Here is a 22,101-nt window from a genome sequence, read left to right on the forward strand (position 1 = left end):
TTCGCGAGCAAGTCGAATCGTCGCACCGCCGCTCCCACATTTGATCGCATTCCTTCTGAAAAAATACGGTCAAAATGTGGGAGCGGGCTTGCTCGCGAAAGCGGTCTCACATCCGACACCAATCCCAACATTCAGAAACAATTAAGCAGCCATCAGGCTGCTCAATAAACTGTTCCCGTTACGTTTACGTCACCCTCGCCAAGACCCTTCTGTGGCCTTTCTCTACGGCAACATGCCATCACGCTACTCGGCTACACACTTTTGCCCGAAAAAGTCGCGCACCAATAGAGTGCACACATTCAGCTCGTCGCCCTTTCCTGGATCAGAATCCACGGCGAAACGACCACTGCCCACAGCTGCGGATCGCGTTCGAAAAGATCCAGCGCCCGCGTTTCAGACAGCTTGGCGACCTTGTCGGCGGCCAGCCAGGCAGCCACTTTCTCGCCTTCGTCGGTCGCTACTGCCTGCGCTGCAGCAATCAAATCCAGACCAGGGTCGACCCACAATAGGGCACCCTTGGCGAAGAATGGCTCAAGCTCCTTCCAGGTAATAGATGCGGTTTCACCAAGCAGCTTGGCATAGAGGGTGCTAGGTTCTTGAGTCATGGGTCCTGTCCGGAAAAGAAATCGACGTCATCATAACGTTGGTGGTCTGGCAGAAAAACCCGGATGCAATTGAGTTACCGATTGAAAACAGCAGGAAAGCCAAGGATTGCTGATATTTCAGCTATAACCCCCGCCGCCATTCTGTCTTTTTCTTTCAAAAAAGCGACACCCTCAGGTTTTGCCCCCTGGCGCCGGCTTCCCAGGCTAACAATTGGCGCTCTACACTGTACCGGTACAGTTGCCGGGGGCATTTTCCGGAGGATATCGAAGATATCTGACCCGGTTCTGCTGCTACGGCGCCAGGACTATAAAAACTACAACAGTAAGAGTGGAGCACTATGACTAAGGCTACTAAGCAGATTTCCAAACTGTTTGCCGCTATGGTTCTGGCCGGGGTTGCCAGCCATTCGTTCGCAGCTGACACCATCAAGATCGGCATCGCCGGCCCTAAAACCGGCCCTGTAGCCCAATACGGCGACATGCAGTTCAGTGGCGCCAAAATGGCCATCGAACAGATCAACGCCAAAGGCGGCGTAGACGGCAAGAAACTCGAAGCCGTTGAATACGATGACGCCTGTGATCCAAAACAAGCGGTAGCGGTCGCGAACAAAGTCGTCAACGACGGCGTCAAGTTCGTGGTCGGTCACCTGTGCTCCAGCTCCACCCAACCCGCTTCGGACATCTACGAAGACGAAGGCGTGATCATGATCACCCCGGCTGCCACCAGCCCGGACATCACCAATCGCGGTTACAAAATGATCTTCCGTACTATCGGTCTGGACAGCGCCCAAGGCCCTGCAGCCGGTAACTACATTGCCGACTTCGTAAAACCGAAGATCGTTGCTGTTCTGCACGACAAACAGCAATACGGTGAAGGCATCGCCACCGCCGTGAAGAAAACCCTGGAAGGCAAAAACGTCAAGGTTGCCGTGTTCGAAGGCATCAACGCCGGCGACAAAGACTTCTCTTCGATGATCTCCAAGCTCAAGCAAGCCAACGTCGACTTCGTCTACTACGGCGGCTACCACCCGGAGCTGGGTCTGATCCTGCGTCAAGCACAGGAAAAAGGCCTGAAAGCCAAGTTCATGGGTCCGGAAGGCGTGGGTAACGACTCCATTTCGCAGATTGCCAAAGACGCTTCCGAAGGTCTGCTGGTAACCCTGCCGAAATCCTTCGACCAGGATCCGGCCAACATCGCCCTGGCTGATGCGTTCAAAGCCAAGAAAGAAGATCCGAGCGGTCCGTTCGTGTTCCCGGCCTACTCGGCTGTGACCGTGATTGCCGACGGCATCAAGGCTGCCAAGAGCGAAGACGCTGCCAAAGTGGCTGAAGCTATCCACGCCGGCACGTTCAAAACCCCGACTGGCGACCTGAGCTTCGACGCCAAGGGCGACCTGAAAGACTTCAAATTTGTGGTTTACGAGTGGCACTTCGGCAAACCTAAAACTGAAGCCAAGCCTCAGTAAGGCGTTGCCTGACTGACTGCCAATAAAGCCCACGGCGTGCCGTGGGCTTTGTTTTACGAACGTATTGGGCCGCGCTGGCGTGATCCGCCAGTCTCCCCACCTGAAAATCTCAAAACCGTCATCAGCGGTTCGCTGGCAAACCTCGCGTTCGAAGTGGATGCAGATCCACGGGGCTCGAGCGGGAAAATGACTCCACCAGTGAAATGCGTATCAGGTTTTTAGGAGCGCTGTAATGCCTGACATCTATCACTTTTTCCAACAGCTGGTTAATGGTCTGACCATTGGCAGCACGTATGCCCTGATCGCCATCGGCTATACGATGGTTTACGGCATCATTGGAATGATCAACTTCGCCCACGGCGAGGTGTACATGATTGGTTCCTACGTGGCGTTCATCGCCATTGCGGGCCTGTCCATGATGGGACTCGACAGTGTTCCGCTGTTGATGACCGCCGCTTTTCTCGCGACCATCGTCGTGACCAGTGCCTACGGCTACAGCATCGAACGGATCGCCTACCGCCCTTTGCGCGGCAGCAACCGTCTGATCCCGCTGATTTCCGCCATCGGCATGTCGATCTTCCTGCAGAACACGGTTCTGCTGGCGCAAGACTCCAAGGACAAATCCATCCCCAACCTGATCCCCGGTAACTTCTCCATCGGGCCAGGTGGCGCACAAGAAGTGCTGATTTCCTACATGCAAATCGTGGTGTTCGTGGTGACCTTTGTCGCCATGCTCGGCCTGACGCTGTTCATCTCCCGCTCTCGCCTGGGTCGCGCCTGCCGCGCCTGTGCCGAAGACATCAAGATGGCCAACCTCTTGGGTATCAACACCAACAACATCATCGCCCTGACCTTCGTCATCGGTGCCGCACTGGCAGCCATCGCGGCTGTGTTGCTGAGCATGCAATACGGCGTGATCAACCCGAACGCCGGTTTCCTGGTCGGCCTCAAGGCCTTCACCGCAGCGGTACTGGGCGGCATCGGCAGCATCCCCGGAGCCATGCTCGGCGGGATCGTGCTTGGGGTGGCGGAAGCCTTTGGTGCCGATATCTTCGGCGACCAGTACAAGGACGTCGTGGCGTTCGGCTTATTGGTTCTGGTGTTGTTGTTCCGGCCAACCGGCCTGTTGGGCCGTCCGGAGGTTGAAAAAGTATGACTAGGAATCTTAAACAGGCGTTGTTCAGCGCCTTGCTGGTGTGGGCTGTTGCCTACCCGGTACTCGGTCTGAAACTGACCATTGTCGGCATCAACCTCGAAGTCCATGGCACCAGCACTACAACGCTGATCACTATCGCCGTGTGCTCGGTGCTGATGTTCCTGCGAGTGTTGTTCGATCAGCAGATCAGCTCGGCCTGGAAGTCCTCGCCCAACCTGCCGGTGATGCCGGCCAAGGCCAGTACTTTCCTGACCCTGCCGAGCACTCAGCGCTGGATCATCATCGCGTTGATCATCGGTGCGCTGGTCTGGCCGTTCTTCGGCTCCCGCGGTGCGGTGGATATTGCCACCCTGGTGCTGATCTACGTGATGCTCGGCCTGGGCCTGAACATCGTGGTCGGTCTGGCCGGTCTGCTCGACCTCGGTTACGTCGGCTTCTATGCCGTCGGCGCCTACAGCTATGCGCTGCTGTCGCACTACTACGGTCTGAGCTTCTGGATCTGCCTGCCAATCGCCGGGATGATGGCGGCCACCTTCGGCTTCCTGCTCGGCTTCCCGGTCCTGCGTCTGCGCGGTGACTATCTGGCGATCGTGACGCTGGGCTTCGGTGAAATCATCCGTCTGTTCCTGCGTAACCTAACCGGCCTCACGGGTGGTCCGAACGGCATCAGCAACATCGAGAAACCCACGTTCTTCGGCCTGACCTTCGAACGTAAAGCCGCTGAAGGCCTACAGACGTTCCACGAGTATTTCGGTCTGGAATACAACTCGATCAACAAGGTGATCTTCCTTTACCTCGTTGCGCTATTGCTGGCGCTGTTTGCCCTGTTCGTCATCAACCGCTTGCTGCGCATGCCTCTGGGCCGTGCCTGGGAAGCGCTGCGTGAAGACGAAATCGCCTGCCGGGCGCTGGGCTTGAACCCGACCATCATCAAACTCTCAGCCTTCACCCTCGGTGCCTGCTTCGCCGGTTTCGCCGGCAGCTTCTTCGCCGCGCGCCAGGGCCTGGTGACACCGGAGTCATTCACCTTCATCGAGTCGGCGACCATCCTCGCCATCGTGGTACTGGGTGGCATGGGCTCGCAACTGGGCGTCGTACTCGCCGCCACGGTGATGATCCTGTTGCCGGAAATGATGCGTGAATTCAGTGAATACCGCATGTTGATGTTCGGCGCCTTGATGGTGCTGATGATGATCTGGCGTCCTCAAGGTCTGCTGCCTATGCAACGCCCCCACATGGAGCTGCGCAAATGAGCCGCGAGATCCTTAAAGTCGAAAATCTGAGCATGCGCTTCGGCGGCTTGCTGGCGGTCAACGGCGTAGCCCTGAGCGTGAAGGAAAAACAGGTCGTGGCACTGATCGGCCCCAACGGCGCCGGCAAGACCACCGTGTTCAACTGCCTGACCGGTTTCTACCAGCCGAGTGGCGGCAGCATCCTGCTGGACGGCGAGCCGATCCAGGGCCTGCCCGGCCACAAAATCGCCCTCAAAGGCGTGGTGCGCACCTTCCAGAACGTGCGGTTGTTCAAGGACATGACGGCGGTCGAGAACCTCTTGATCGCCCAGCACCGTCACCTGAACACCAACTTCCTGGCCGGTCTGTTCAAGACCCCGGCGTTCCGCAAGAGCGAGCGCGAGGCCATGGAATTCGCCGAGTTCTGGCTGGACAAGGTCAACCTCAAGGCCTTCGCCAACCGTCCGGCCGGCACCCTGGCCTACGGTCAGCAACGTCGTCTGGAAATCGCTCGCTGCATGATGACCCGCCCGCGGATCCTCATGCTCGACGAACCGGCCGCCGGCCTGAACCCGAAGGAAACCGAAGACCTGAAGGCGCTGATCAGCATGTTGCGTGAAGAGCACAACGTCACCGTGCTGCTGATCGAACACGACATGAAGCTGGTCATGAGCATTTCCGACCACATCGTCGTGATCAACCAGGGCACGCCTCTGGCCAACGGCACGCCGGAACAGATCCGCGACAATCCCGAAGTGATCAAAGCCTACCTGGGGGAAGCGTAAATGCTGCAATTCGAAAACGTTTCCACCTTCTACGGCAAGATCCAGGCCCTGCACAGCGTCAACGTCGAAGTCCGCCAGGGCGAGATCGTGACCCTGATCGGCGCCAACGGTGCCGGCAAGTCGACCCTGCTGATGACGCTCTGCGGTTCGCCGCAAGCCCACAGCGGCAGCATCCGCTACATGGGTGAGGAATTGGTCGGTCAGAGCTCCTCGCAGATCATGCGCAAGAGCATCGCAGTCGTGCCGGAAGGCCGTCGGGTGTTTGCCCGTCTGACCGTGGAAGAAAACCTCGCCATGGGCGGGTTCTTCACCGACAAGGGCGATTATCAGGAACAGATGGACAAGGTTCTCGGACTTTTCCCACGCCTGAAAGAGCGCTTTGCCCAACGCGGCGGCACCATGTCCGGCGGCGAACAGCAAATGCTCGCCATCGGCCGTGCGCTGATGAGCAAACCCAAACTGCTGCTGCTCGACGAGCCATCGTTGGGCCTGGCACCGATCATCATCCAGCAGATCTTCGACATCATCGAACAGCTGCGCAAGGACGGTGTAACGGTGTTTTTGGTGGAGCAGAACGCCAACCAGGCGCTGAAAATTGCTGACCGTGCGTACGTTCTGGAGAACGGCCGGGTGGTGATGACAGGCACGGGTGAAGCGCTGCTGACCGACCCGAAAGTTCGTGAAGCGTACTTGGGTGGTTGAGTCTTTGCGGTAAACAAAAAACGGCCTTCGGGCCGTTTTTTTATGCCTCCCACAGGGGATATCAGGTGTTTGGGAGAGCGTGTTTAATCAGTGTCCGTGTTACTTCCTGCAAGCTACAACGCCTTGCGTCGTTGCCTACAGCTACGCCAGAATCCGCCGGCTTGTGCGCCTGGGGACCGGCCTCTATCGTTTCCCTGCCACTGCCCATCAGTGGTCGGGTTTAGTCGCTCGGTTGTTTTGCACGGAAACGCATAAGCGCCAAAAAGTCAGGTATCCCTTTCCTGCACTTAATGGCGGCTGTGTGCAGGGCGCCTTCGGGCGCGCCGAGTTTCTGTGCTCATCGGTCGACTAACCTGCATACAGCTGCCACCCATTCGTTTAGTCGCGAACCGGGCGTAGCCCTTACAGCGAGCACAAACCTATGTTCAAGAACTCACCCGCCCCCCCACACAATCCCAGCCCGATGTTTGTCGTCGCGCCCGGTATCGATGTGCAAACCCTGTTGGGCCATGCCTGCGAATCACTAGCGTCGGCAAGTGTGATGGCCAGCAATTTCGCCGCTTCCCTGGAAGGTTCGCACCGCAACATGCTGCTCGGCATCCAGCAAAGCATCATGCCGGGCGAACTGGCGGTGAATGGTAAGCGTCCGGCTAAGTCACCTTCCGAACTCCAGCATTAAGGGCGATGGTGTCCGCGTATTTTTAAGCGGACGGTATGCGTCCGGCCAAGTGGCCTCGACCGATTGCTGACTCACCCGCACCGGGCCGGAAAATTGAGACGGTTGCATGTGAGTCACGAGGCGTTGGCGCTGGATGTGGTGGTCAGGCCATAAAGCCTCGATGCCTGATAGATCAGTCATCGAGGGCAAGCCCGCTTTGCCTTTAGCGGTTACGCAAAGCTTCCAGAAACTCGGGTGTTGGGTAGCCGTCAGCCGGCAAGCCGAACGACTGCTGAGCCGCACGGATCGCCTTGCGGGTATTGGTCCCAATGATGCCGTCGGCGTTACCCGCGTCGTAGTTGTGGCGGCTCAACAGGGTCTGCAACTCCATGCGCTGGGAACGGTTCAACTGCTGCTCATCCTTGGGCCATTCGCTGGCGATCAGGCCTGCGCCGGTAAACCGCTCCGACAGCAAATTCGCGGCCAATGTGTAGGACGTCGAATTGTTGTACTTGAAGGCTGCCCTGAAGTTGTCGAGGATCAGAAACCCCGGGCCGCGAAAACCGGCCGGCAACAGTAGCGCGGCTGAGAGTTGCTCGGAACCTCGCGGCCCGCTCGCGCCATTGGGAAGTTTGACCCCCAGTTGTCTCCATTCGGCGACGCTTTTGCGAATCTCGCCATCGGCCAGCGAGTAATTGAAGGCGTTTGGCAGTTCGACTTCAAAGCCCCACGGCTGACCTTTCTGCCAGCCAGAAATTTGCAGGTAGTGGGCGATTGAAGCCAGCGCATCGACCGGGCTGCCCCAGATGTCGCGGCGCCCGTCGCCATCGAAATCCACGGCAAGGTTGTTGTAGGTGGTGGGGATGAATTGGGTCTGGCCCATGGCACCAGCCCAGGAACCGAGCATCTTCTCGGGGGTGATATCACCTTGTTGCAGAATTTGTAGCGCAGCCAGCAATTGAGCCTGGGCAAAGCCCTGGCGTCGACCTTCATAGGCCAATGTTGCCAGTGAGCGGATCACCGACTTAGTGCCCTGGAAACTGCCGAAGTTGCTTTCCATGCCCCAGACCGCCACGAGTACCCGGCGATCAACGCCGTAACGCTGCTCGATGGCGGTCAGGATGTTGGAGTATTGCTTGAGCAGCATCTGCCCCTTACGAACGCGCAGTGCAGACAGTGCACCATCTAGGTATTCCCAAACAGGGCGGGAGAACTCAGGCTGGCTGCGGTCGGCGCGAATCACGCTCATATCCGGTGTGATACCGGCAAAAGTACGATCGAACAGGCTTGGATTGACGCCGGCGGCGAGGGCCTCCTTACGGAAACCTGCGCGCCATTGCTCGAAGGTCTGGGAGGACTGGATGCTAAGGTTGTCCCCGGTCGGCACCACAGGCGCGACGACGGCCGGAGTGGTCGTGACAGGGACTGTCTGAAGCGGTTGGGCCTCAGCGACAGTTGATTTTGCCGCCCAGGCGGCAAGCAGAATCAGGCTTGAGGCAGCAATCAGTTGGCGCAGGTGCCAACGACGGGAAATACACAAGGGCATGCTCTGGTCCAGAAAGTACGAATTGGGTGACGACATTATCAACGGCCCTTTATCAGAACGCACTGAAATAGGATTTGGCAGCACTTAAGCGCAATAACATGCCCGCTACCACATCGAGAAAGCCGAGCACTTCAGCCGGTTTCTCAGCGGCAATCCACGCCTGGCCAGTGGCACCGATCGGTATCTGAATACCTTCTGGGTCCTCGAACTCAAGAATCACCGTTCGGCCCACATCGTTCGAGTTTTGCATCACGTGCTGGCTGACGCTCTGGGCGGTCGGCAGCAGAGAGCCTCGGGATTCGCCATTGGATTCGGAGACACTCTGCACGCGGGCGCGAAAGATCTTGCCGGGGTAGGCGTCAACGTAGAACTCCGCAAACGCCTTGGGCTTGATGTATTCGTAAACCTGATCTGGAATGCGTAGCTCGATGAACTTTTTATTGGTGAACATGGTGATACTTGCGGGGCGGGCCTCGCCGAAATACTGACCTTCGGACAAATACACCACGTTGACTTGACCATCGACTGGCGCACGCACCATAGCTTTATCAATTTTCCATTGTAGATCCGCGATGTCCTGTTCGGCTTTGATCACAAAATCCCGCTGGGTATCCAGCTCGGCGCGCTTGGCGTCGAATTCCGATTGCGGCACGATATCGCCGCGCAATTTGCCCACCCGCTTGAGATCAACGTCGAGCTTATTGAGCTGGGTTTCCAAGTGCGATTTTTCAGCGCGCTTGGCGGCCATCTGAATTTCGTAACGATCAGTCTTGAAGCTGTAAATCGGATCGCCAGCTTTCACCCGCTGATTGTGGGTGACATAGATTCGATCGATTTCACCGCCTGCGGGCGAGTTCAAAACGATGTGTGGCGCTTTGACGGTAGTGGTTTCCGTCATATCGACAAACGCCAGATAGCGGGTGAAAGTCAGCACCATTAACAGCAGGAAAACGGCGCCGCAGCCCATCGCGATATAATTGCCGAGCGTACGTTTAACGATGCCGAATTTCAGCAGCAGCCAGCAAATAAGAATGTAGGGAACCATGATCAGTTTCATACGCGCGGTTCCTCACGGCCAACCGTAGACACTGGTGCAGTGTCGACAACCGCAGCCTCCGCCACCACATCGACCGACACCTCTCGCTCAACGGCAGTGGCCGCGGTCTCAGCGTTGACATTCGGGCTATCGATCAGAGCGTCACGCGAACGCCGCACGATACTTAGCACCCAGTCGTCGACCGCATCCCAATCCATGTAGGCGATAAATAGGGCTACTACCCACGCCCAGCTCACGAACAGCCCCAGTATCGTCAATGCGCTGACCAATTCGGCCTGCCGCATTTTTTTGTGATCAGCCTTGTGCTTGGGTATTTCATGCAGACGCCAGGCATACATCAACGCGACCACGATGGCGATAAGTAGCCCGGGTAGCAGAAGGTACATCACCCAGTCTGCATCCAGCATAGTGCGATAGAACGCCTGTGGCGCGTAGATGAAATAGCCTTCTGGCTTGGGGTCGTCATAGACATGGAACAGCATTTAGAAACCTCCTCCGATCGCCTTAAAGAATTCGACGCGGGCTGTAAGTTGTATTAGCTGGACGTCGGTCAGGGCCGTCTGCGCATTGAGAATATCGATAGTTTCCGATAGCACTTCAAATTTGCTTGAGCGCCCGGCCACGTAACTTTTCTCTGTGAGTGCGAGCGCCTGTTTGCGGATTTTTAACACTTTGATTGCTGCCCCGACCTGGCGGTCGCCAGCATCACGGTCAATCATGGCCGTGTACACATCGCGAAATGCGAGGGCGAGCGTGTACCGGTAATGGGCGATGGCATTGTCTTTTCGTGCGACTGCCGCATCGACTTTTGATTGCAGAAGCCCGGCATCGTAAATAGGTGCACTCACACCAGCGCTGAGATCGCCGTACAGTGGAAACCCGGTAATGGCTGATGACGATGACGCGATCAAGCCAGCCAGCAACGCAAGGTTCAGACGCGGGAGGCGCTCGGCGCGGGTTGCATTCACGTCGGCATTGGTAGCCGCCAGCATTTGTTTAGCTGAGGCGACATCGGGGCGGCGCAACAGCAGTGCAGAATCAAACTCGCTGGGCATAGAGGGAAGTGCGGGAAACGCGCCGCTTCGAGCCAATGGCTCGTTCATCTGCCGGGGAGTACGACCCACCAGAATCGCCAAGGCCAGCTGGGTTCGAGCAATTGCGGCTTCGATGCTAGGAATGCGGGTTTCGACGGAGGCGAGTTCCGCAAGACTCTGGCTATAGGCCAGTTCGGTACCGACGTCGGCCTTCCAGCGGCGCTTCTCTAAATCCGAAACTTCAATCAGATTGCGCTCGGCCTCTCGGGTAATTCGCAGATTGGCATCGAGCGCAAGTAGCTGGAAGTAGGTATCCACCACAGTCGATGAAATTGACAACGCCGTGGCATTACGCGTGTGTTCCGAGGCTGCAAGGCGAGCCAGAGATGCCTCATTCATCTGCCGGATCCGCCCCCACAGATCTATTTCCCAGCTAACCCCGACACCAGCGGTAGCAGATGTAGTGGTGTGGTTGAGATCCTGGCTTACGACCGACAGTTGCCGCCTGGTGGCAGACGCATTGCCCTGCGCATCGGCGCGCGGCGATAACATTGCGTTTGCTGCACCGACATTGGCACGCGCCTCGGCTACATTCGTGGCCGCTTTGGCAAGATCGAGGTTATTAGCAAGCGCATCAGCGACCAGGCCATTAAGCGTTGCATCACCAAAAGCTTTCCACCACTCACGATCGATACTCAGTGGCGCCAGCTTTTGCGGCGTGGCAGGCAAGTCCACGGCTGGCGTTTCATGTGCTGGCCATTTTTTTTGCCAGGGAATTGCGCAACCGGATAGCCCCGTCATCAAGGTCAGCACTACGACCAGCGCAAGCGTCCTCTGCTTTTTCTTGATCGCAATCGACACGCTCATGTTTTCCCTTACTTCAGTTGTTTTTTTGCGGCTCAAGCTATCCTGCCTCTCTTGTTTCGGCAACTCATCTGGCTTTTAAATTGAACTTTCAGGAACGCGTGAGGCATAGCTGATCTCGGTCAGTGCAGCACACCATCGCAGTAAGAGATTGCATGAAGGTGTACTGCCCAGACGGGTACTGAGCAGAGATCATTTCCTGACGTAATTTGTGATGGGATGATTCCCTCCAGTGAAAACTGGAGGGAGGCATCGCTTTTCGTGGAGGGGTTTTGTGAGCATCTGCCCATCACGCCAGCGTCATTAAACGGGCATCCACTTATGTGGCAAAAGCTCGGTGATCTCACTAGCCCGCTGTGTCGGCAGGCGCGTGAGAACGTCCTTCAAATAAGTGTACGGTTCATGCCCGTTGAGCCGCGCAGACTGGATTAAACTCATGATCGCCGCCGCCCGTTTTCCGCTGCGTAGCGACCCTGCGAAGAGCCAGTTCTTACGTCCAAGAGCCCACGGCCGGATCTGGTTCTCGCACCAATTATTATCAATGGGTACGGCCCCGTCATCGAGATAGCGCGACAGCGCTGCCCAGCGTTTCAGGCTGTAATCCAGTGCTCTGCTGATAGCCGAACCGTCGGGCACAAGATCACGCTGGGCAATCATCCAGGCATGCAGGGCATCCATCACCGGCGCCGCTTTTTCTTGCCGTATTCGGCGCCGTAAATCCGGTTCCAGGTTGCGGGCTTCGCTCTCGATTTCGTAAAGCAACTGGATGTAGCGCAAGGCCTGTTCGGCGAGCTGGCTCTTGTTGGTGGCGTGCAGTTCGAAGAACTTGCGCCGTGCATGGGCCATGCAGCCGATCTCGGTGACGCCGAGTTCAAAGCTGGCCTTGTAGCCGCCAAAATCATCACAGACCAGCTTGCCTTTCCAGTCTTGCAGGAAGTTGCGTGCATGCTCTCCGGCGCGGCTCGGGCTGAAGTCGTAAACGACCGCCGCCAAGTCCGAGAACTGGCTGGTGGCGTAGGCCCAGACATACGCGCGATGGGTTTTCTTTGCGCCCGGCGTAAGCATCTGCACCGGCGTTTCATCGGCATGGATTACGCCATGTTCGAGAACAGCATCGCGCAGGGCATCGACCAGCGGCTGCAACTGCACACCACAGCTGCCGACCCATTGCGCCAAGGTCGAGCGGGCGATGGCCAGACCGGCCCGACCAAAAATCGACTCCTGACGATAGAGCGGTAAATGGTCGGCGAACTTTGCGATCATCACGTGGGCTAGCAGGCCGGCGGTCGGGATGCCCTTGTCGATGACCTGCGCCGGAACCGGTGCCTGGATCAGCGTTTCGCACTGGCCGCAGACCCACTTGCCACGGATATGACGCTCGACGGTGAACACGCCTGGCGTGTAGTCGAGTTTCTCGCTGACATCCTCGCCGATACGCTTGAGGGCGCAGCCGCACTGGCAGTGGCTGTTGTCGGGTTCGTGGTGGATCAGGGTGCGCGCAAACTGCGGCGGCAAGGCGGTACGCTTGGGTTTTTGCCGAGCCTCGGTCGAAACGGGAGCGGGTTGTAGCGCTTCAAGTTCGGCTTCGATGGCTGCGATGTCAGTGTCGATCAGGTCGTCAAGCAGGCTGGCCTGATCCGGGCTCAGTTGCTCGCTGCGCTTGGCAAACTTGAAGCGCTTGAGCTGCGCGATCTCGTGGGCCAGTTTCTCGTTGACCGTTTTGTGATAGTGGATTTGTTTACCCATCGTCTCGACTTTCTGATCGAGATTCTCGACACGCCGCATCAACTGCACCGCCAGAGCGCGCAGTTGTTCAGGGTTTAGTTGGTCGAGGTTTGGAAGCGAAGTCATGCCGCCGATTTTGCCAGAGCAAGGCTACACCGGCGATAGACTCATCGGACAATTGCACGGCCAGGCTGGCCATGGCAGGCGTCACACGATGGAAATCGCGCCGCTTGGCCCAACTCTTTGCCAAGGCAAACCCAGCACCAGGGCATGCAGTTGTTCGGCACCTAATTCCATCTGAGAGCCGTGTCGAGAACCCGGCCAGAAGAACTTGCCTTGATGCAGGCGGCGCGCCGCCAGCCAAATACCCAACCCGTCGTGCACCAGCACTTTCATGCGATTGGCGCGGCGGTTGGCAAACAAATAAGCACAGTGCGGCTGCGCCGCACCGAACACGGCGACCACACGCGCCAGAGCGGTTTCGGTGCCGGCGCGCATGTCCATGGGCTCGGTGGCGAGCCAGATGGAGTCGATGCGGATCATCGCAACAGGTCTCGAAGAAAGGTCGCACAGGCAGCCGCGCTGTCGGTCGGCCAGTTCACTTTGACGGTGCCGCGTGGGTGTGGGATTTCGAGGCAGATCATGGCCGGGGTGAAATCCGATCGTGACGCTGGCGACGGTAATGCCACCGGGATAAAGGCAGGTTGCAGGGCGACACTTTTCTGCGACTGTAGCCGAATCCACTTATGGACGAGGTTCGCGTTGAGACTGTGGCTCAGCGCGACGCTGGCAATCGAAGCGCCAGGCTGGGCACACTCTTGAATGACCTGGGCCTTGAAGGATTTGGAGTAGGAACGGCGTTGTGGCTGCATGAAATACCCGCTTAAAAGGCTAGAACTGGTGCCCACTTAAATTTAAGTGCACACCATGTCTTGGCTTTGCGGGGCTGGGTAGATGACTTGGCCGGACGCATACGGTGAATGGGGCGCTGGATCAAATCGACCCACTAGAATCCTGACCACGAAGATCACCCTGTGGTGTGCTGGAGCCGATCCAGCGCCTCACCGCTGCGCTTGAACCAGCCGATCAGGTAATCCGCCAGCACTTGGGTACGTTTCGGCAAACCACCCTGATACGGATGCACCAGGTACATCGGCATGCGGCGAGTCTGATAATCACGCAGGAGCCAGCGCAAACGGCCGTCAGCCAATTCCGCTTGCAGCAGGTAGGACGGCAACCGCGCAATGCCGGCGCCGGCCAGTGCCGCTTTCTTCAGCAGGCTGTAGTGGTTGCTGGCGAACGGTCCCGACACGCGAACCCGCAACAACTCGTGTTGCTGGTGATAGAGCCACTCTTCGCGGCCGCTGTAATGACTGTTGAGCAGACAACGGTGGTCAGCCAGGGCTTGAGGCGTCAACGGCTCGCCGTATTGCTCAAGGTAAGCCGGGCTGGCGCAGGTCATTTCGTGCCAGGCCAATAGCGGTCGGGCCACCAGGCGCTCGTCATTGCCCACCTCGGAGCGAACCGCCAGATCAAACCCGTCGCGGGACAAATCACGGTAGCTGTTGCTCAGGTCTAGCTCTATCTCCACCTCGGGATATTTGCCAGAGAACTCCAGCAACAAGCCATCGAAGAAGGTTTCCCCCAGCGATACCGGAACCGTCATACGCACAGGGCCAGCCATGTCGTCCTTCAACCGCGCCAACGCCTGACGTGCCCTCTCCACTTGTATTACGAGCGCCTGAGCTTGCGGCAACAGCGCCGCCCCCGCAGCGGTCAGGCTCAAACGGCGGGTGGTGCGTTGCAGCAGCACCACTGAAAACCGTGTTTCCAGCAGGCTGATGCGCTTGGACAATTGCCCCTTGCTACAGCCCAATTGTTGCGCCGCCAAGGTAAAACTCCCCGCCTCGATCAACACCGCAAACGCTGCCAGATCATCCATTTCGCTCATGGATTGTTTCCATTTGAAAACCAAAGGTTGCCTATTAGCGCGCTTATTAATGGAAAAAACCACTCTAGACTTCAACCTCGTTTAACCACTTCGAGGAACAGCACCATGAAAATTCTTTTGGTAGGCGCAGGCGGCACCATCGGTTCAGCGGTCGACAAGGAGCTGTCCGAGCGTCACGAGATCATCCGCATCGGCCGCAACAGCGGGGACTTCCATGTGGATATCAGCGACAGCGCGTCGATTCGCAAGCTGTTCGAACAGACCGGCAAGTTCGACGCGCTGGTGTGCGCCGCCGGCAACGTGACCTTCGCACCCTTGGGCGAAATGACCGAAGAAAGCTTCGCGCTGGGCCTGAAAGACAAGTTGATGGGCCAGGTCAACCTGCTGCTGATCGGTCGCGAATTCGCCAATGACGGCGCCTCGTTCACCTTCACCACCGGGGTGCTCAGCCACGACCCGATTCGCAGCGGTGCCTCGGCAGCACTGGTCAATGGTGCTCTGGACAGTTTCGTCCGCGCCGCCGCCATCGAACTGCCTCGCGGTCTGCGGGTGAACTCGGTGAGCCCGAACGTACTGGTCGAAGCCATGGGCAAATACGCGCCGTACTTCCGTGGTTACAAACCGGTTCCGGCAACGGATGTGGCATTGGCCTACGCCAAAAGCGTCGAGGGCCTGCAAACAGGTCAGACCTTTCACGTGGGCTAAACCCTTGTGATGAACGGTCAGGCTGAGTAACGTGGCGGCACTTGTCTGGAGACTCAAAGATGCGTGTTGCCCGTTCCTTAGTCCTTGTTGCCCTGCTTCCGTTGTTCGCCGCCTGCCAGTTGCTCGACGGCCCGCGTGAAAGTGCCTCCCACGTGGGCCAGACCCGTATGCAGGGCCAGTTGACGGCGGCAGACGGCAAGCTGTTGTTCCAGCCGTGCAATGAGCAGCGCAGTTATGTGGTCAACGACACCGGCGGCACCAGTGTCCTGCAAGAGGCCGCAACCCTGGCCGATGCCCAGGGCAAGTTGTTTGCTGACGTACGTGGGCGAATCGTCGACAGCCGCCTTGATCTTGAGCAGCTGTACCGCGTCGAGCGCTCGGGCACTGCATGCAACGATCCGAATTTCAAATTGCTTATCCTGCGCGCCGCCGGCCATGGGCCTGAGTGGAACGTGAAAGTCAGTGGCAAAGGCATGGTCATCGACCGCGCCGGTCAGCCGCCATTGGCCGTGCCCTACGTTGAAGAGCAACTGGGCGATGGCCGCTTCAACCTCAGCACCGAAGCCAATAACCAGCACATCGAATTGTGGGTCGCACCGCAACGTTGCGTCGACAGCACCACCGGCAGTGTCCAGCACATGAGCGCCGAACTGCGCGTAGACGGTCAGGTTCAGCGTGGCTGCGGGTATTTCGGCGGATCGCGTAACGACTGATCGTTTTAGCCTCACGGGAATCATTCTTTGAGGCTTATAATCGCGGGCTTCAACGCCTTGGCGCAGTTGTGCGCCCCGCGAACCGGATCCTGTCATGTTACGAATCACCGAACTCAAGCTGCCGATCGACCATCCCGAAGAAGACCTGCGCCCTGCCATCGTGCAGCGCCTGGGCATCACCAGTGATGACCTGCTCGATTTCACCTTGTTCAAGCGCAGCTACGATGCGCGCAAAAAGTCCTCCGAACTGTGCTTCATCTACACCATCGACCTCAACGTTCGCGATGAGGCGGCGGTGCTGCACACGTTCGCCGATGACCGTAACGTCAACGTAGCGCCGGATGTCAGCTACAAAGCGGTCGGCCAGGCGCCGACTGATCTTGAGCAACGTCCTGTCGTCGTGGGTTTCGGTCCGTGCGGGATTTTCGCCGGGCTGCTGCTCGCGCAAATGGGCTTCAAGCCGATCATCCTCGAGCGCGGCACCGAAGTGCGCCAGCGCACCAAGGACACCTGGGGCCTGTGGCGTAAAAGCGTGCTTAACCCGGAATCCAACGTGCAGTTCGGTGAAGGTGGCGCGGGGACGTTCTCTGACGGCAAGCTCTACAGCCAGATCAAGGACCCGAAATTCATCGGTCGCAAAGTCCTGCACGAGTTCGTCAAAGCGGGTGCGCCGGAAGAAATTCTCTACGTCAGCAAACCGCACATCGGTACGTTCCGTCTGACCGGTGTTGTGGAAAACATGCGTGAGCAGATTCGTGCGCTGGGTGGCGAAGTGCGCTTCCAGCAGCGGGTGACCGATGTGTTGATCGAGGATGGCCAACTGGTCGGCGTCGAGCTCAATGGCGGCGAGCAGATCCATTCGAAACACGTGATTCTGGCCCTCGGTCACAGCGCCCGGGACACCTTCCGCATGCTCCACGGCCGTGGTGTGTTCATGGAAGCCAAGCCGTTCTCGGTGGGTTTCCGCATCGAACACCCGCAGTCGCTGATCGACCGCGCACGCTTGGGCAAGTACGCCGGCCACCCGAAACTCGGGGCTGCCGACTACAAACTGGTGCACCACGCCAGCAACGGACGTTCGGTCTACAGCTTCTGCATGTGCCCGGGCGGCACCGTGGTGGCGGCGACGTCCGAGCCGGGCCGCGTGGTCACCAACGGCATGAGCCAGTACTCGCGTAACGAGCGCAACGCCAACTCCGGGATCGTCGTCGGGATCACCCCGGAAGTCGATTATCCGGGTGGCCCGCTGGCGGGTATCGAGTTGCAGGAACGCCTGGAATCCCACGCCTTTGTGCTGGGCGGCAGCAACTACGAAGCGCCGGCGCAACTGGTCGGCGACTTCATTGCCGGCAAGCCGTCCACCGAGTTGGGCAGCGTAGAACCGTCCTACAAACCGGGGGTTGCCTTGGGTGACTTGGCGCTGGCCTTGCCGGCGTTTGCCATCGAAGCCATTCGCGAAGCCTTGCCGGCGTTCGAGAAGCAGATTCGCGGTTACTCGCTGCACGACGCCGTGTTGACCGGGATCGAGACCCGTACGTCATCGCCGCTGCGGATTACCCGTGACGAGTCGATGCAGAGCCTGAACGTGAAAGGCTTGTTCCCGGCGGGTGAAGGCGCGGGTTACGCGGGCGGGATTCTGTCGGCAGGTGTCGATGGGATTCGGATTGCAGAAGCGGTGGCCCGCGACATCCTCGGTCTCGAAGCCTGATACGCAATCAATGAAACAAAGCAGAACCTGTGGGAGCGGGCTTGCTCGCGAAAGTGGTGGATCAGTCAACATCTTCGTTGAATGTTAAACCGTATTCGCGAGCAAGCCCGCTCCCACATTTGCTCTGCGGTGGATCAGATATTGGCGCGCAACACGCTGGCCGGCAGCGGCTCACCACGCTCGACACTCCCCGCCACGGCATCCATCAAACCACTCAACTCATACCCCTGGGCCTTGAGCCAAGCCTGATCGTAATAGGTGGTGGCATAGCGCTCGCCGCCATCACACAGAATCGCCACGATGGACCCCGACTCCCCCGCCGCCGCCATCTGCTGGGCCGCCATCAACGCGCCGATCAGGTTGGTCCCGCTCGACCCGCCGACCCGACGTCCCAAACGCTGCGCCAAGTAATGCATGGCTGCTAGAGACAATGCGTCCGGCACCTTGACCATCGCATCGATCACTTTGGGCAGGAACGACGCTTCCACCCGAGGCCGGCCAATGCCTTCAATCCGCGAACCGCAATCCAGGCGCAGACTTGCGTCGCCGGTCTGGTAGTAATCGAAGAACACCGAGCGCTCGGCATCGGCGCAGAGCACGCGGGTGCAATGTTGGCGGTAACGCACGTAACGGCCCAGCGTCGCGGTGGTGCCGCCGGTGCCGGGGCTGGAGATCAGCCAGCTCGGCTCGGGGTGCAGTTCGAAGCGCATTTGCTGGAAGATCGACTCGGCGATGTTGTTGTTCGCCCGCCAATCGGTAGCGCGCTCGGCATAGGTGAACTGGTCGATGAAATGCCCATCGTGTTCGCGGGCCAGGCGCTCGGATTCGGCGTAGATCTGCGTTGGATCGTCGACCAAGTGACTCTTGCCGCCGTAAAAAGCGATCTGCGCGATCTTCTCCTTGGAGGTGGTCGCAGGCATCACCGCAATGAACGGCAAGCCCAGCAAACTGGCGAAGTACGCCTCGGAAATCGCCGTCGAACCGCTGGACGCTTCAATCACCGGCGCACCAGGTTTGAGCCAGCCGTTACACAGCGCATACAGAAACAGCGAGCGCGCCAACCGGTGCTTCAGGCTGCCGGTGGGATGACTGGACTCATCCTTGAAATACAACTCGATGCCCGGAAAACCCGGCAGCGGCAAGGGGATCAGGTGGGTGTCGGCGCTGCGCTGGAAGTCGGCTTCGATGATCCGGATGGCTTCACGGGCCCACTGTCGGTTGTCGCTCATGATGGTTTTCTCGTTGAGTCGGCCTTGTCGCAAGGCTCAGCTAACAAGCTTAGGAAAAAACCTACATCACGCACAGATACAGCTGAGGTTCAATACGCCCGACAACTGCTAGGCTCAGGTCCCTGCCGGTCGTTCACGTTGTAACGGTATATAACAAAAAAGAATATAACTTTTGTTTTAACAACTAACGGTACGGGTTAGTGTGTGCCACCTTTTGAATTCATCGATGGAGAGCGACCTTGCCTCTGCGTAGCACTTTCACGCGTTTCTTCCAGTTGGAAGCTGCCAGCGGACTGTTATTGATCGCCGCTGCTGCTCTGGCTTTGATCATCAACAATTCCCCGCTGTCGTGGCTTTACAGCAGTTTTCTCGACACTCCGGTAGTGGCGCAGGTCGGCGCGTTGCAAATCGCCAAACCGGCGCTGCTGTGGATCAACGACGGCCTGATGGCCCTGTTCTTCCTGCTGATCGGGCTGGAAGTGAAGCGCGAAGTCCTCGACGGCCAACTGTCGAAACCGTCGCAAATCGTCCTGCCCGGCGCGGCGGCGATTGGCGGCATGGTGGTTCCGGCGCTGGCCTACTGGTTTCTGAACCGCGAGGACCCGGCAGCCCTGAGCGGCTGGGCCATCCCGATGGCCACCGACATCGCCTTCGCCCTCGGCGTACTGGCCCTGCTGGGTAAGCGGGTACCGGTGTCGCTGAAGCTTTTCCTGATGACTTTGGCGATTATTGACGACCTCGGCGCAATCATCGTCATTGCGATCTTCTACTCGGGTACGCTCTCGACCCTTTCGCTGTCTCTGGCCGCGACGTGCATCGTGGCGTTGATCGCGATGAACCGGCTCGGCGTGGTCAAGCTCGGGCCGTACATGATCATCGGTTTGATCCTCTGGGTCTGTGTGCTCAAGAGCGGTGTCCACGCGACACTGGCCGGTGTGACCCTGGCCTTCTGCATTCCCCTGCGCACAAAAAACGCCGAACCCTCGCCGTTGCTTACCCTGGAACACGCTCTGCATCCATGGGTGGCCTACGGCATCCTGCCGCTGTTCGCCTTCGCCAACGCAGGCCTGTCCCTGAGCGGTGTGACCGTCGAAAGCTTCACCCACCACGTGCCGATGGGCATCGCGGTTGGCCTGCTGCTGGGCAAGACCCTCGGCGTGTTCGGCCTGACCTGGCTGGCCGTGAAAATCGGCATCGCCGCCCTGCCCCAAGGCGCCAATTGGGGCCACGTGCTGGGCGTGGCGATTCTCTGCGGGATCGGTTTCACCATGAGCCTGTTTGTCGGCTCCCTGGCGTTTGAGCCGGGTGTCAGTGAATACGCCGGGATGGATCGGATGGGGATTTTGACCGGTTCCATACTGGCGGCGTTGATTGGTTATGCGGTGACGGCGGCAGCGAGTCGCAAGAGCACTGCGTTGCCATCCTGATAATCAGAGACAACTCTTAGAGTCATTGAAGACTCGTCCTACAGTCACGATCAGCCTCGTTCGTTAACGTCGCACAGCCCCTTTTTTGGGGGTTGTCGACGTACGAACGCAAGGAAGATCAGTGGCTGGCAACAAGGACATTCCCCCAAGGTTAAGAACCCACCGTCAGTCGACGGTCATCACGTCACTCACCGCTTCATGACGGCCACCGAACTAGCCGCGCGGGAAGCCAGACAAAACGCTTACGACGCCATGCTCGCGAGGCAAGACGCCTTCGAACGGAGTCGTGAAGTTGTCGCGAAAAAACACGAAGCCGTTCGCGCAGGCCCATTTATTATCAATGCGCACTGCCCCGTCATCGAGATAGCGCGACATGAGCCACTACCCGATCAGCCTCCCCTGATTAGTTACTTCCATTGATTGCGGACTGGACTCAACAGCGCTCCCATCAGGCATGTTATGGGTAACTTTTATGCGCCAGGTACTTCAGAAACGTCCTAGTAACAGCCAAATTTCTGTCGGTACTCTACAGGCGTAAGACCGGTCAATTCCTTGAACATACGTCGCATATTTGAGTCGCTGCTAAATCCGAGCTCTACACTGATTGTGCTGACAGGTACTGAGGTAAGAGCAATGCGTTCACTGACTTGGTTCAGCTTGACACGCCGCGCATAAGATCCCACTGCAAGGCCAGTTTCCTCTCTTACCTTACGAGCGAGTGTACGTTCAGACATTCCGAGCTTTCCCGCCAATACCTTCACCGTGATCTGTTCAGCCGGCATCTGCTCAAGCAGAGCATGCAGCTTTCGCAGGAGCTTGCCGGACTGCTCTATCAGGCTCATGGCCTGGAAGGCGGTGTGAGAGAGTGCGGGACGAGGGAGCACCATCAACTTGATTAAGTCGCGAAAGACTTCGGGACTGACATTCCGCTCTATCAGCGTCTGGGCAATAGGCAGATAGCCGTTTACGCCCGAAGCGGTGGCGGTTCGCTCATTGAAGACGCAGTTCTGCTCGCTCCGCCAATGCACCTTCTTGTAGCGCTGTACCATCGCTTCAGCGAGCCACCAAGTCACCGTCGCCGGCTGGTCTTTCAACTGGCCGCTGGCAGCCAGCAGACAAACTCCCGTGCAGTAACTCCAAAGCTGACATTGCCTGGAATGGCTCGACAGGGACGCCACTAGGTTTGCATGGTTAGCCAGAGTCTTTTCCACCTGCTCTGCGGATTCCGCCCAGAAACCTGGCACGAGGATGGCGTCTAACTCGCTATTGGCGAGGGTGTACTTCGCTTGCAATGTTACGTCATTAGCACATTCCACTGGCCCTGCCTGCAGTGCCACATAGCAGGTTTCAAAAATCTCGCGCCCCGTGCGCCGGTTAGTTGCGTGCAGTAGATCGGCGAAGGAGAGCAGACTGCAGTGGTCTAATTTCCCCGGACACCCCGATAGGTGGAAAATACACCTATTGAGGAGTTCTCCATGACCGACAAACGCAAAGTATTCGACGACAGCTTCAAGCTGGAAGTTGTAAAGATGATCAAG

At 58.2% G+C, this 22,101-nt stretch carries 21 protein-coding genes and 1 pseudogene; 11 read left to right on the forward strand and 11 right to left on the reverse strand.

The window, feature by feature from the left end; translation table 11 throughout:
- Positions 1–299: 299 nt before the first annotated feature.
- Positions 300–605 carry a DUF2288 domain-containing protein gene (locus tag FQ187_RS07975; protein ID WP_149629049.1) on the reverse strand — a complete coding sequence of 102 codons (306 nt, stop codon included), beginning with the start codon at positions 603–605 and terminating at the stop codon, positions 300–302.
- Positions 606–943: 338 nt separating this feature from the next.
- Here FQ187_RS07975 and FQ187_RS07980 point away from each other — a divergent pair, with 338 nt between their 5' ends.
- The 6 genes from FQ187_RS07980 (at position 944) to FQ187_RS08005 (ending at position 6,625) form a co-directional block, all read left to right on the forward strand.
- Positions 944–2,071, forward strand: coding sequence for a branched-chain amino acid ABC transporter substrate-binding protein (locus tag FQ187_RS07980; RefSeq protein WP_046046219.1), 1,128 nt, complete (start codon positions 944–946; stop codon positions 2,069–2,071).
- 232 nt (positions 2,072–2,303) lie between these two features.
- On the forward strand, positions 2,304–3,227 hold the full coding sequence (livH, locus tag FQ187_RS07985) for a high-affinity branched-chain amino acid ABC transporter permease LivH (protein WP_046046220.1): 924 nt from the start codon (positions 2,304–2,306) through the stop codon (positions 3,225–3,227).
- Positions 3,224–4,480: a high-affinity branched-chain amino acid ABC transporter permease LivM gene (locus FQ187_RS07990; protein WP_149629050.1), complete on the forward strand. Its 1,257-nt coding sequence runs from the start codon at positions 3,224–3,226 to the stop codon at positions 4,478–4,480. Before livH ends, FQ187_RS07990 begins: the two co-directional genes overlap by 4 nt.
- Entirely contained in the window at positions 4,477–5,244 is a 768-nt protein-coding gene (gene livG, locus FQ187_RS07995) for a high-affinity branched-chain amino acid ABC transporter ATP-binding protein LivG (protein WP_129441792.1), read from the forward strand. The genes FQ187_RS07990 and livG overlap by 4 nt, the downstream gene beginning before the upstream one ends.
- Positions 5,245–5,946: an ABC transporter ATP-binding protein gene (locus FQ187_RS08000; RefSeq protein ID WP_008147292.1), complete on the forward strand. Its 702-nt coding sequence runs from the start codon at positions 5,245–5,247 to the stop codon at positions 5,944–5,946. It begins immediately after the preceding gene.
- A 421-nt stretch (positions 5,947–6,367) separates the two neighbouring features.
- Positions 6,368–6,625, forward strand: a complete 258-nt coding sequence (locus FQ187_RS08005; RefSeq protein WP_149629051.1) for a DUF6124 family protein — start codon at positions 6,368–6,370, stop codon at positions 6,623–6,625.
- Between the two features lie 202 nt (positions 6,626–6,827).
- On the opposite strand, the gene FQ187_RS08010 is transcribed toward FQ187_RS08005, so the two are convergent.
- From FQ187_RS08010 to FQ187_RS08050, 8 genes are all read right to left on the reverse strand, one after another.
- The gene (locus tag FQ187_RS08010) at positions 6,828–8,150 is read right to left on the reverse strand and encodes a lytic murein transglycosylase (RefSeq protein WP_149629068.1); all 1,323 of its coding nucleotides are present in this window, start codon (positions 8,148–8,150) and stop codon (positions 6,828–6,830) included.
- A 52-nt stretch (positions 8,151–8,202) separates the two neighbouring features.
- Positions 8,203–9,207 (reverse strand): HlyD family secretion protein, encoded by a 1,005-nt coding sequence (locus tag FQ187_RS08015; RefSeq protein ID WP_149629052.1) that lies wholly within the window; start codon positions 9,205–9,207, stop codon positions 8,203–8,205.
- Positions 9,204–9,689, reverse strand: a complete 486-nt coding sequence (locus FQ187_RS08020; RefSeq protein ID WP_149629053.1) for a hypothetical protein — start codon at positions 9,687–9,689, stop codon at positions 9,204–9,206. The genes FQ187_RS08015 and FQ187_RS08020 overlap by 4 nt, the downstream gene beginning before the upstream one ends.
- Positions 9,690–11,144 (reverse strand): efflux transporter outer membrane subunit, encoded by a 1,455-nt coding sequence (locus FQ187_RS08025; protein WP_149629054.1) that lies wholly within the window; start codon positions 11,142–11,144, stop codon positions 9,690–9,692.
- 264 nt (positions 11,145–11,408) lie between these two features.
- Positions 11,409–12,956 (reverse strand): IS66 family transposase, encoded by a 1,548-nt coding sequence (locus FQ187_RS08030; RefSeq protein ID WP_149629055.1) that lies wholly within the window; start codon positions 12,954–12,956, stop codon positions 11,409–11,411.
- A gap of 81 nt (positions 12,957–13,037) precedes the next feature.
- Positions 13,038–13,373 (reverse strand): IS66 family insertion sequence element accessory protein TnpB, encoded by a 336-nt coding sequence (gene tnpB / locus FQ187_RS30275; protein WP_149629056.1) that lies wholly within the window; start codon positions 13,371–13,373, stop codon positions 13,038–13,040.
- Entirely contained in the window at positions 13,370–13,702 is a 333-nt protein-coding gene (locus FQ187_RS08040; RefSeq protein WP_149629057.1) for a transposase, read from the reverse strand. Before FQ187_RS08040 ends, tnpB begins: the two co-directional genes overlap by 4 nt.
- 155 nt (positions 13,703–13,857) lie before the next feature.
- Positions 13,858–14,781: a LysR family transcriptional regulator gene (locus FQ187_RS08050; protein WP_149629058.1), complete on the reverse strand. Its 924-nt coding sequence runs from the start codon at positions 14,779–14,781 to the stop codon at positions 13,858–13,860.
- A 105-nt stretch (positions 14,782–14,886) separates the two neighbouring features.
- On the opposite strand from FQ187_RS08050, the gene FQ187_RS08055 reads away from it, so the two are divergent.
- The 3 genes from FQ187_RS08055 (at position 14,887) to FQ187_RS08065 (ending at position 17,907) form a co-directional block, all read left to right on the forward strand.
- Positions 14,887–15,486, forward strand: a complete 600-nt coding sequence (locus tag FQ187_RS08055) for a short chain dehydrogenase (protein ID WP_149629059.1) — start codon at positions 14,887–14,889, stop codon at positions 15,484–15,486.
- Positions 15,487–15,545: 59 nt separating this feature from the next.
- Positions 15,546–16,199 (forward strand): COG3650 family protein, encoded by a 654-nt coding sequence (locus FQ187_RS08060; protein WP_149629060.1) that lies wholly within the window; start codon positions 15,546–15,548, stop codon positions 16,197–16,199.
- A 94-nt stretch (positions 16,200–16,293) separates the two neighbouring features.
- Positions 16,294–17,907, forward strand: coding sequence for an NAD(P)/FAD-dependent oxidoreductase (locus tag FQ187_RS08065; protein ID WP_149629061.1), 1,614 nt, complete (start codon positions 16,294–16,296; stop codon positions 17,905–17,907).
- A gap of 134 nt (positions 17,908–18,041) precedes the next feature.
- Here the strand turns inward: FQ187_RS08065 and FQ187_RS08070 are convergent, their stop codons facing one another.
- On the reverse strand, positions 18,042–19,139 hold the full coding sequence (locus tag FQ187_RS08070) for a PLP-dependent cysteine synthase family protein (RefSeq protein ID WP_178122689.1): 1,098 nt from the start codon (positions 19,137–19,139) through the stop codon (positions 18,042–18,044).
- A 236-nt stretch (positions 19,140–19,375) separates the two neighbouring features.
- On the opposite strand from FQ187_RS08070, the gene nhaA reads away from it, so the two are divergent.
- Positions 19,376–20,563 carry a Na+/H+ antiporter NhaA gene (nhaA, locus tag FQ187_RS08075; RefSeq protein WP_149629063.1) on the forward strand — a complete coding sequence of 396 codons (1,188 nt, stop codon included), beginning with the start codon at positions 19,376–19,378 and terminating at the stop codon, positions 20,561–20,563.
- Positions 20,564–20,684: 121 nt separating this feature from the next.
- A pseudogene (locus tag FQ187_RS30280) lies at positions 20,685–20,890 on the forward strand (toxin); the annotation flags it as partial.
- Between the two features lie 170 nt (positions 20,891–21,060).
- Here FQ187_RS30280 and FQ187_RS08085 read toward each other — a convergent pair.
- Positions 21,061–22,017 carry a GlxA family transcriptional regulator gene (locus FQ187_RS08085; RefSeq protein ID WP_149629069.1) on the reverse strand — a complete coding sequence of 319 codons (957 nt, stop codon included), beginning with the start codon at positions 22,015–22,017 and terminating at the stop codon, positions 21,061–21,063.
- Positions 22,018–22,101: the final 84 nt, after the last annotated feature.

Origin of the sequence: Pseudomonas sp. ANT_J28 (assembly GCF_008370005.1) — a bacterium.
Lineage (GTDB): Bacteria > Pseudomonadota > Gammaproteobacteria > Pseudomonadales > Pseudomonadaceae > Aquipseudomonas > Aquipseudomonas frigoris.

Coding starts and splice junctions, on each gene's coding strand:
- FQ187_RS07975 (WP_149629049.1), bottom strand. CDS start 605: ATGACTCAAGAACCTAGCACCCTCTATGCCAAGCTGCTTGGTGAAACC.
- FQ187_RS07980 (WP_046046219.1), top strand. CDS start 944: ATGACTAAGGCTACTAAGCAGATTTCCAAACTGTTTGCCGCTATGGTT.
- livH (WP_046046220.1), top strand. CDS start 2,304: ATGCCTGACATCTATCACTTTTTCCAACAGCTGGTTAATGGTCTGACC.
- FQ187_RS07990 (WP_149629050.1), top strand. CDS start 3,224: ATGACTAGGAATCTTAAACAGGCGTTGTTCAGCGCCTTGCTGGTGTGG.
- livG (WP_129441792.1), top strand. CDS start 4,477: ATGAGCCGCGAGATCCTTAAAGTCGAAAATCTGAGCATGCGCTTCGGC.
- FQ187_RS08000 (WP_008147292.1), top strand. CDS start 5,245: ATGCTGCAATTCGAAAACGTTTCCACCTTCTACGGCAAGATCCAGGCC.
- FQ187_RS08005 (WP_149629051.1), top strand. CDS start 6,368: ATGTTCAAGAACTCACCCGCCCCCCCACACAATCCCAGCCCGATGTTT.
- FQ187_RS08010 (WP_149629068.1), bottom strand. CDS start 8,150: ATGCCCTTGTGTATTTCCCGTCGTTGGCACCTGCGCCAACTGATTGCT.
- FQ187_RS08015 (WP_149629052.1), bottom strand. CDS start 9,207: ATGAAACTGATCATGGTTCCCTACATTCTTATTTGCTGGCTGCTGCTG.
- FQ187_RS08020 (WP_149629053.1), bottom strand. CDS start 9,689: ATGCTGTTCCATGTCTATGACGACCCCAAGCCAGAAGGCTATTTCATC.
- FQ187_RS08030 (WP_149629055.1), bottom strand. CDS start 12,956: ATGACTTCGCTTCCAAACCTCGACCAACTAAACCCTGAACAACTGCGC.
- tnpB (WP_149629056.1), bottom strand. CDS start 13,373: ATGATCCGCATCGACTCCATCTGGCTCGCCACCGAGCCCATGGACATG.
- FQ187_RS08040 (WP_149629057.1), bottom strand. CDS start 13,702: ATGCAGCCACAACGCCGTTCCTACTCCAAATCCTTCAAGGCCCAGGTC.
- FQ187_RS08050 (WP_149629058.1), bottom strand. CDS start 14,781: ATGAGCGAAATGGATGATCTGGCAGCGTTTGCGGTGTTGATCGAGGCG.
- FQ187_RS08055 (WP_149629059.1), top strand. CDS start 14,887: ATGAAAATTCTTTTGGTAGGCGCAGGCGGCACCATCGGTTCAGCGGTC.
- FQ187_RS08060 (WP_149629060.1), top strand. CDS start 15,546: ATGCGTGTTGCCCGTTCCTTAGTCCTTGTTGCCCTGCTTCCGTTGTTC.
- FQ187_RS08065 (WP_149629061.1), top strand. CDS start 16,294: ATGTTACGAATCACCGAACTCAAGCTGCCGATCGACCATCCCGAAGAA.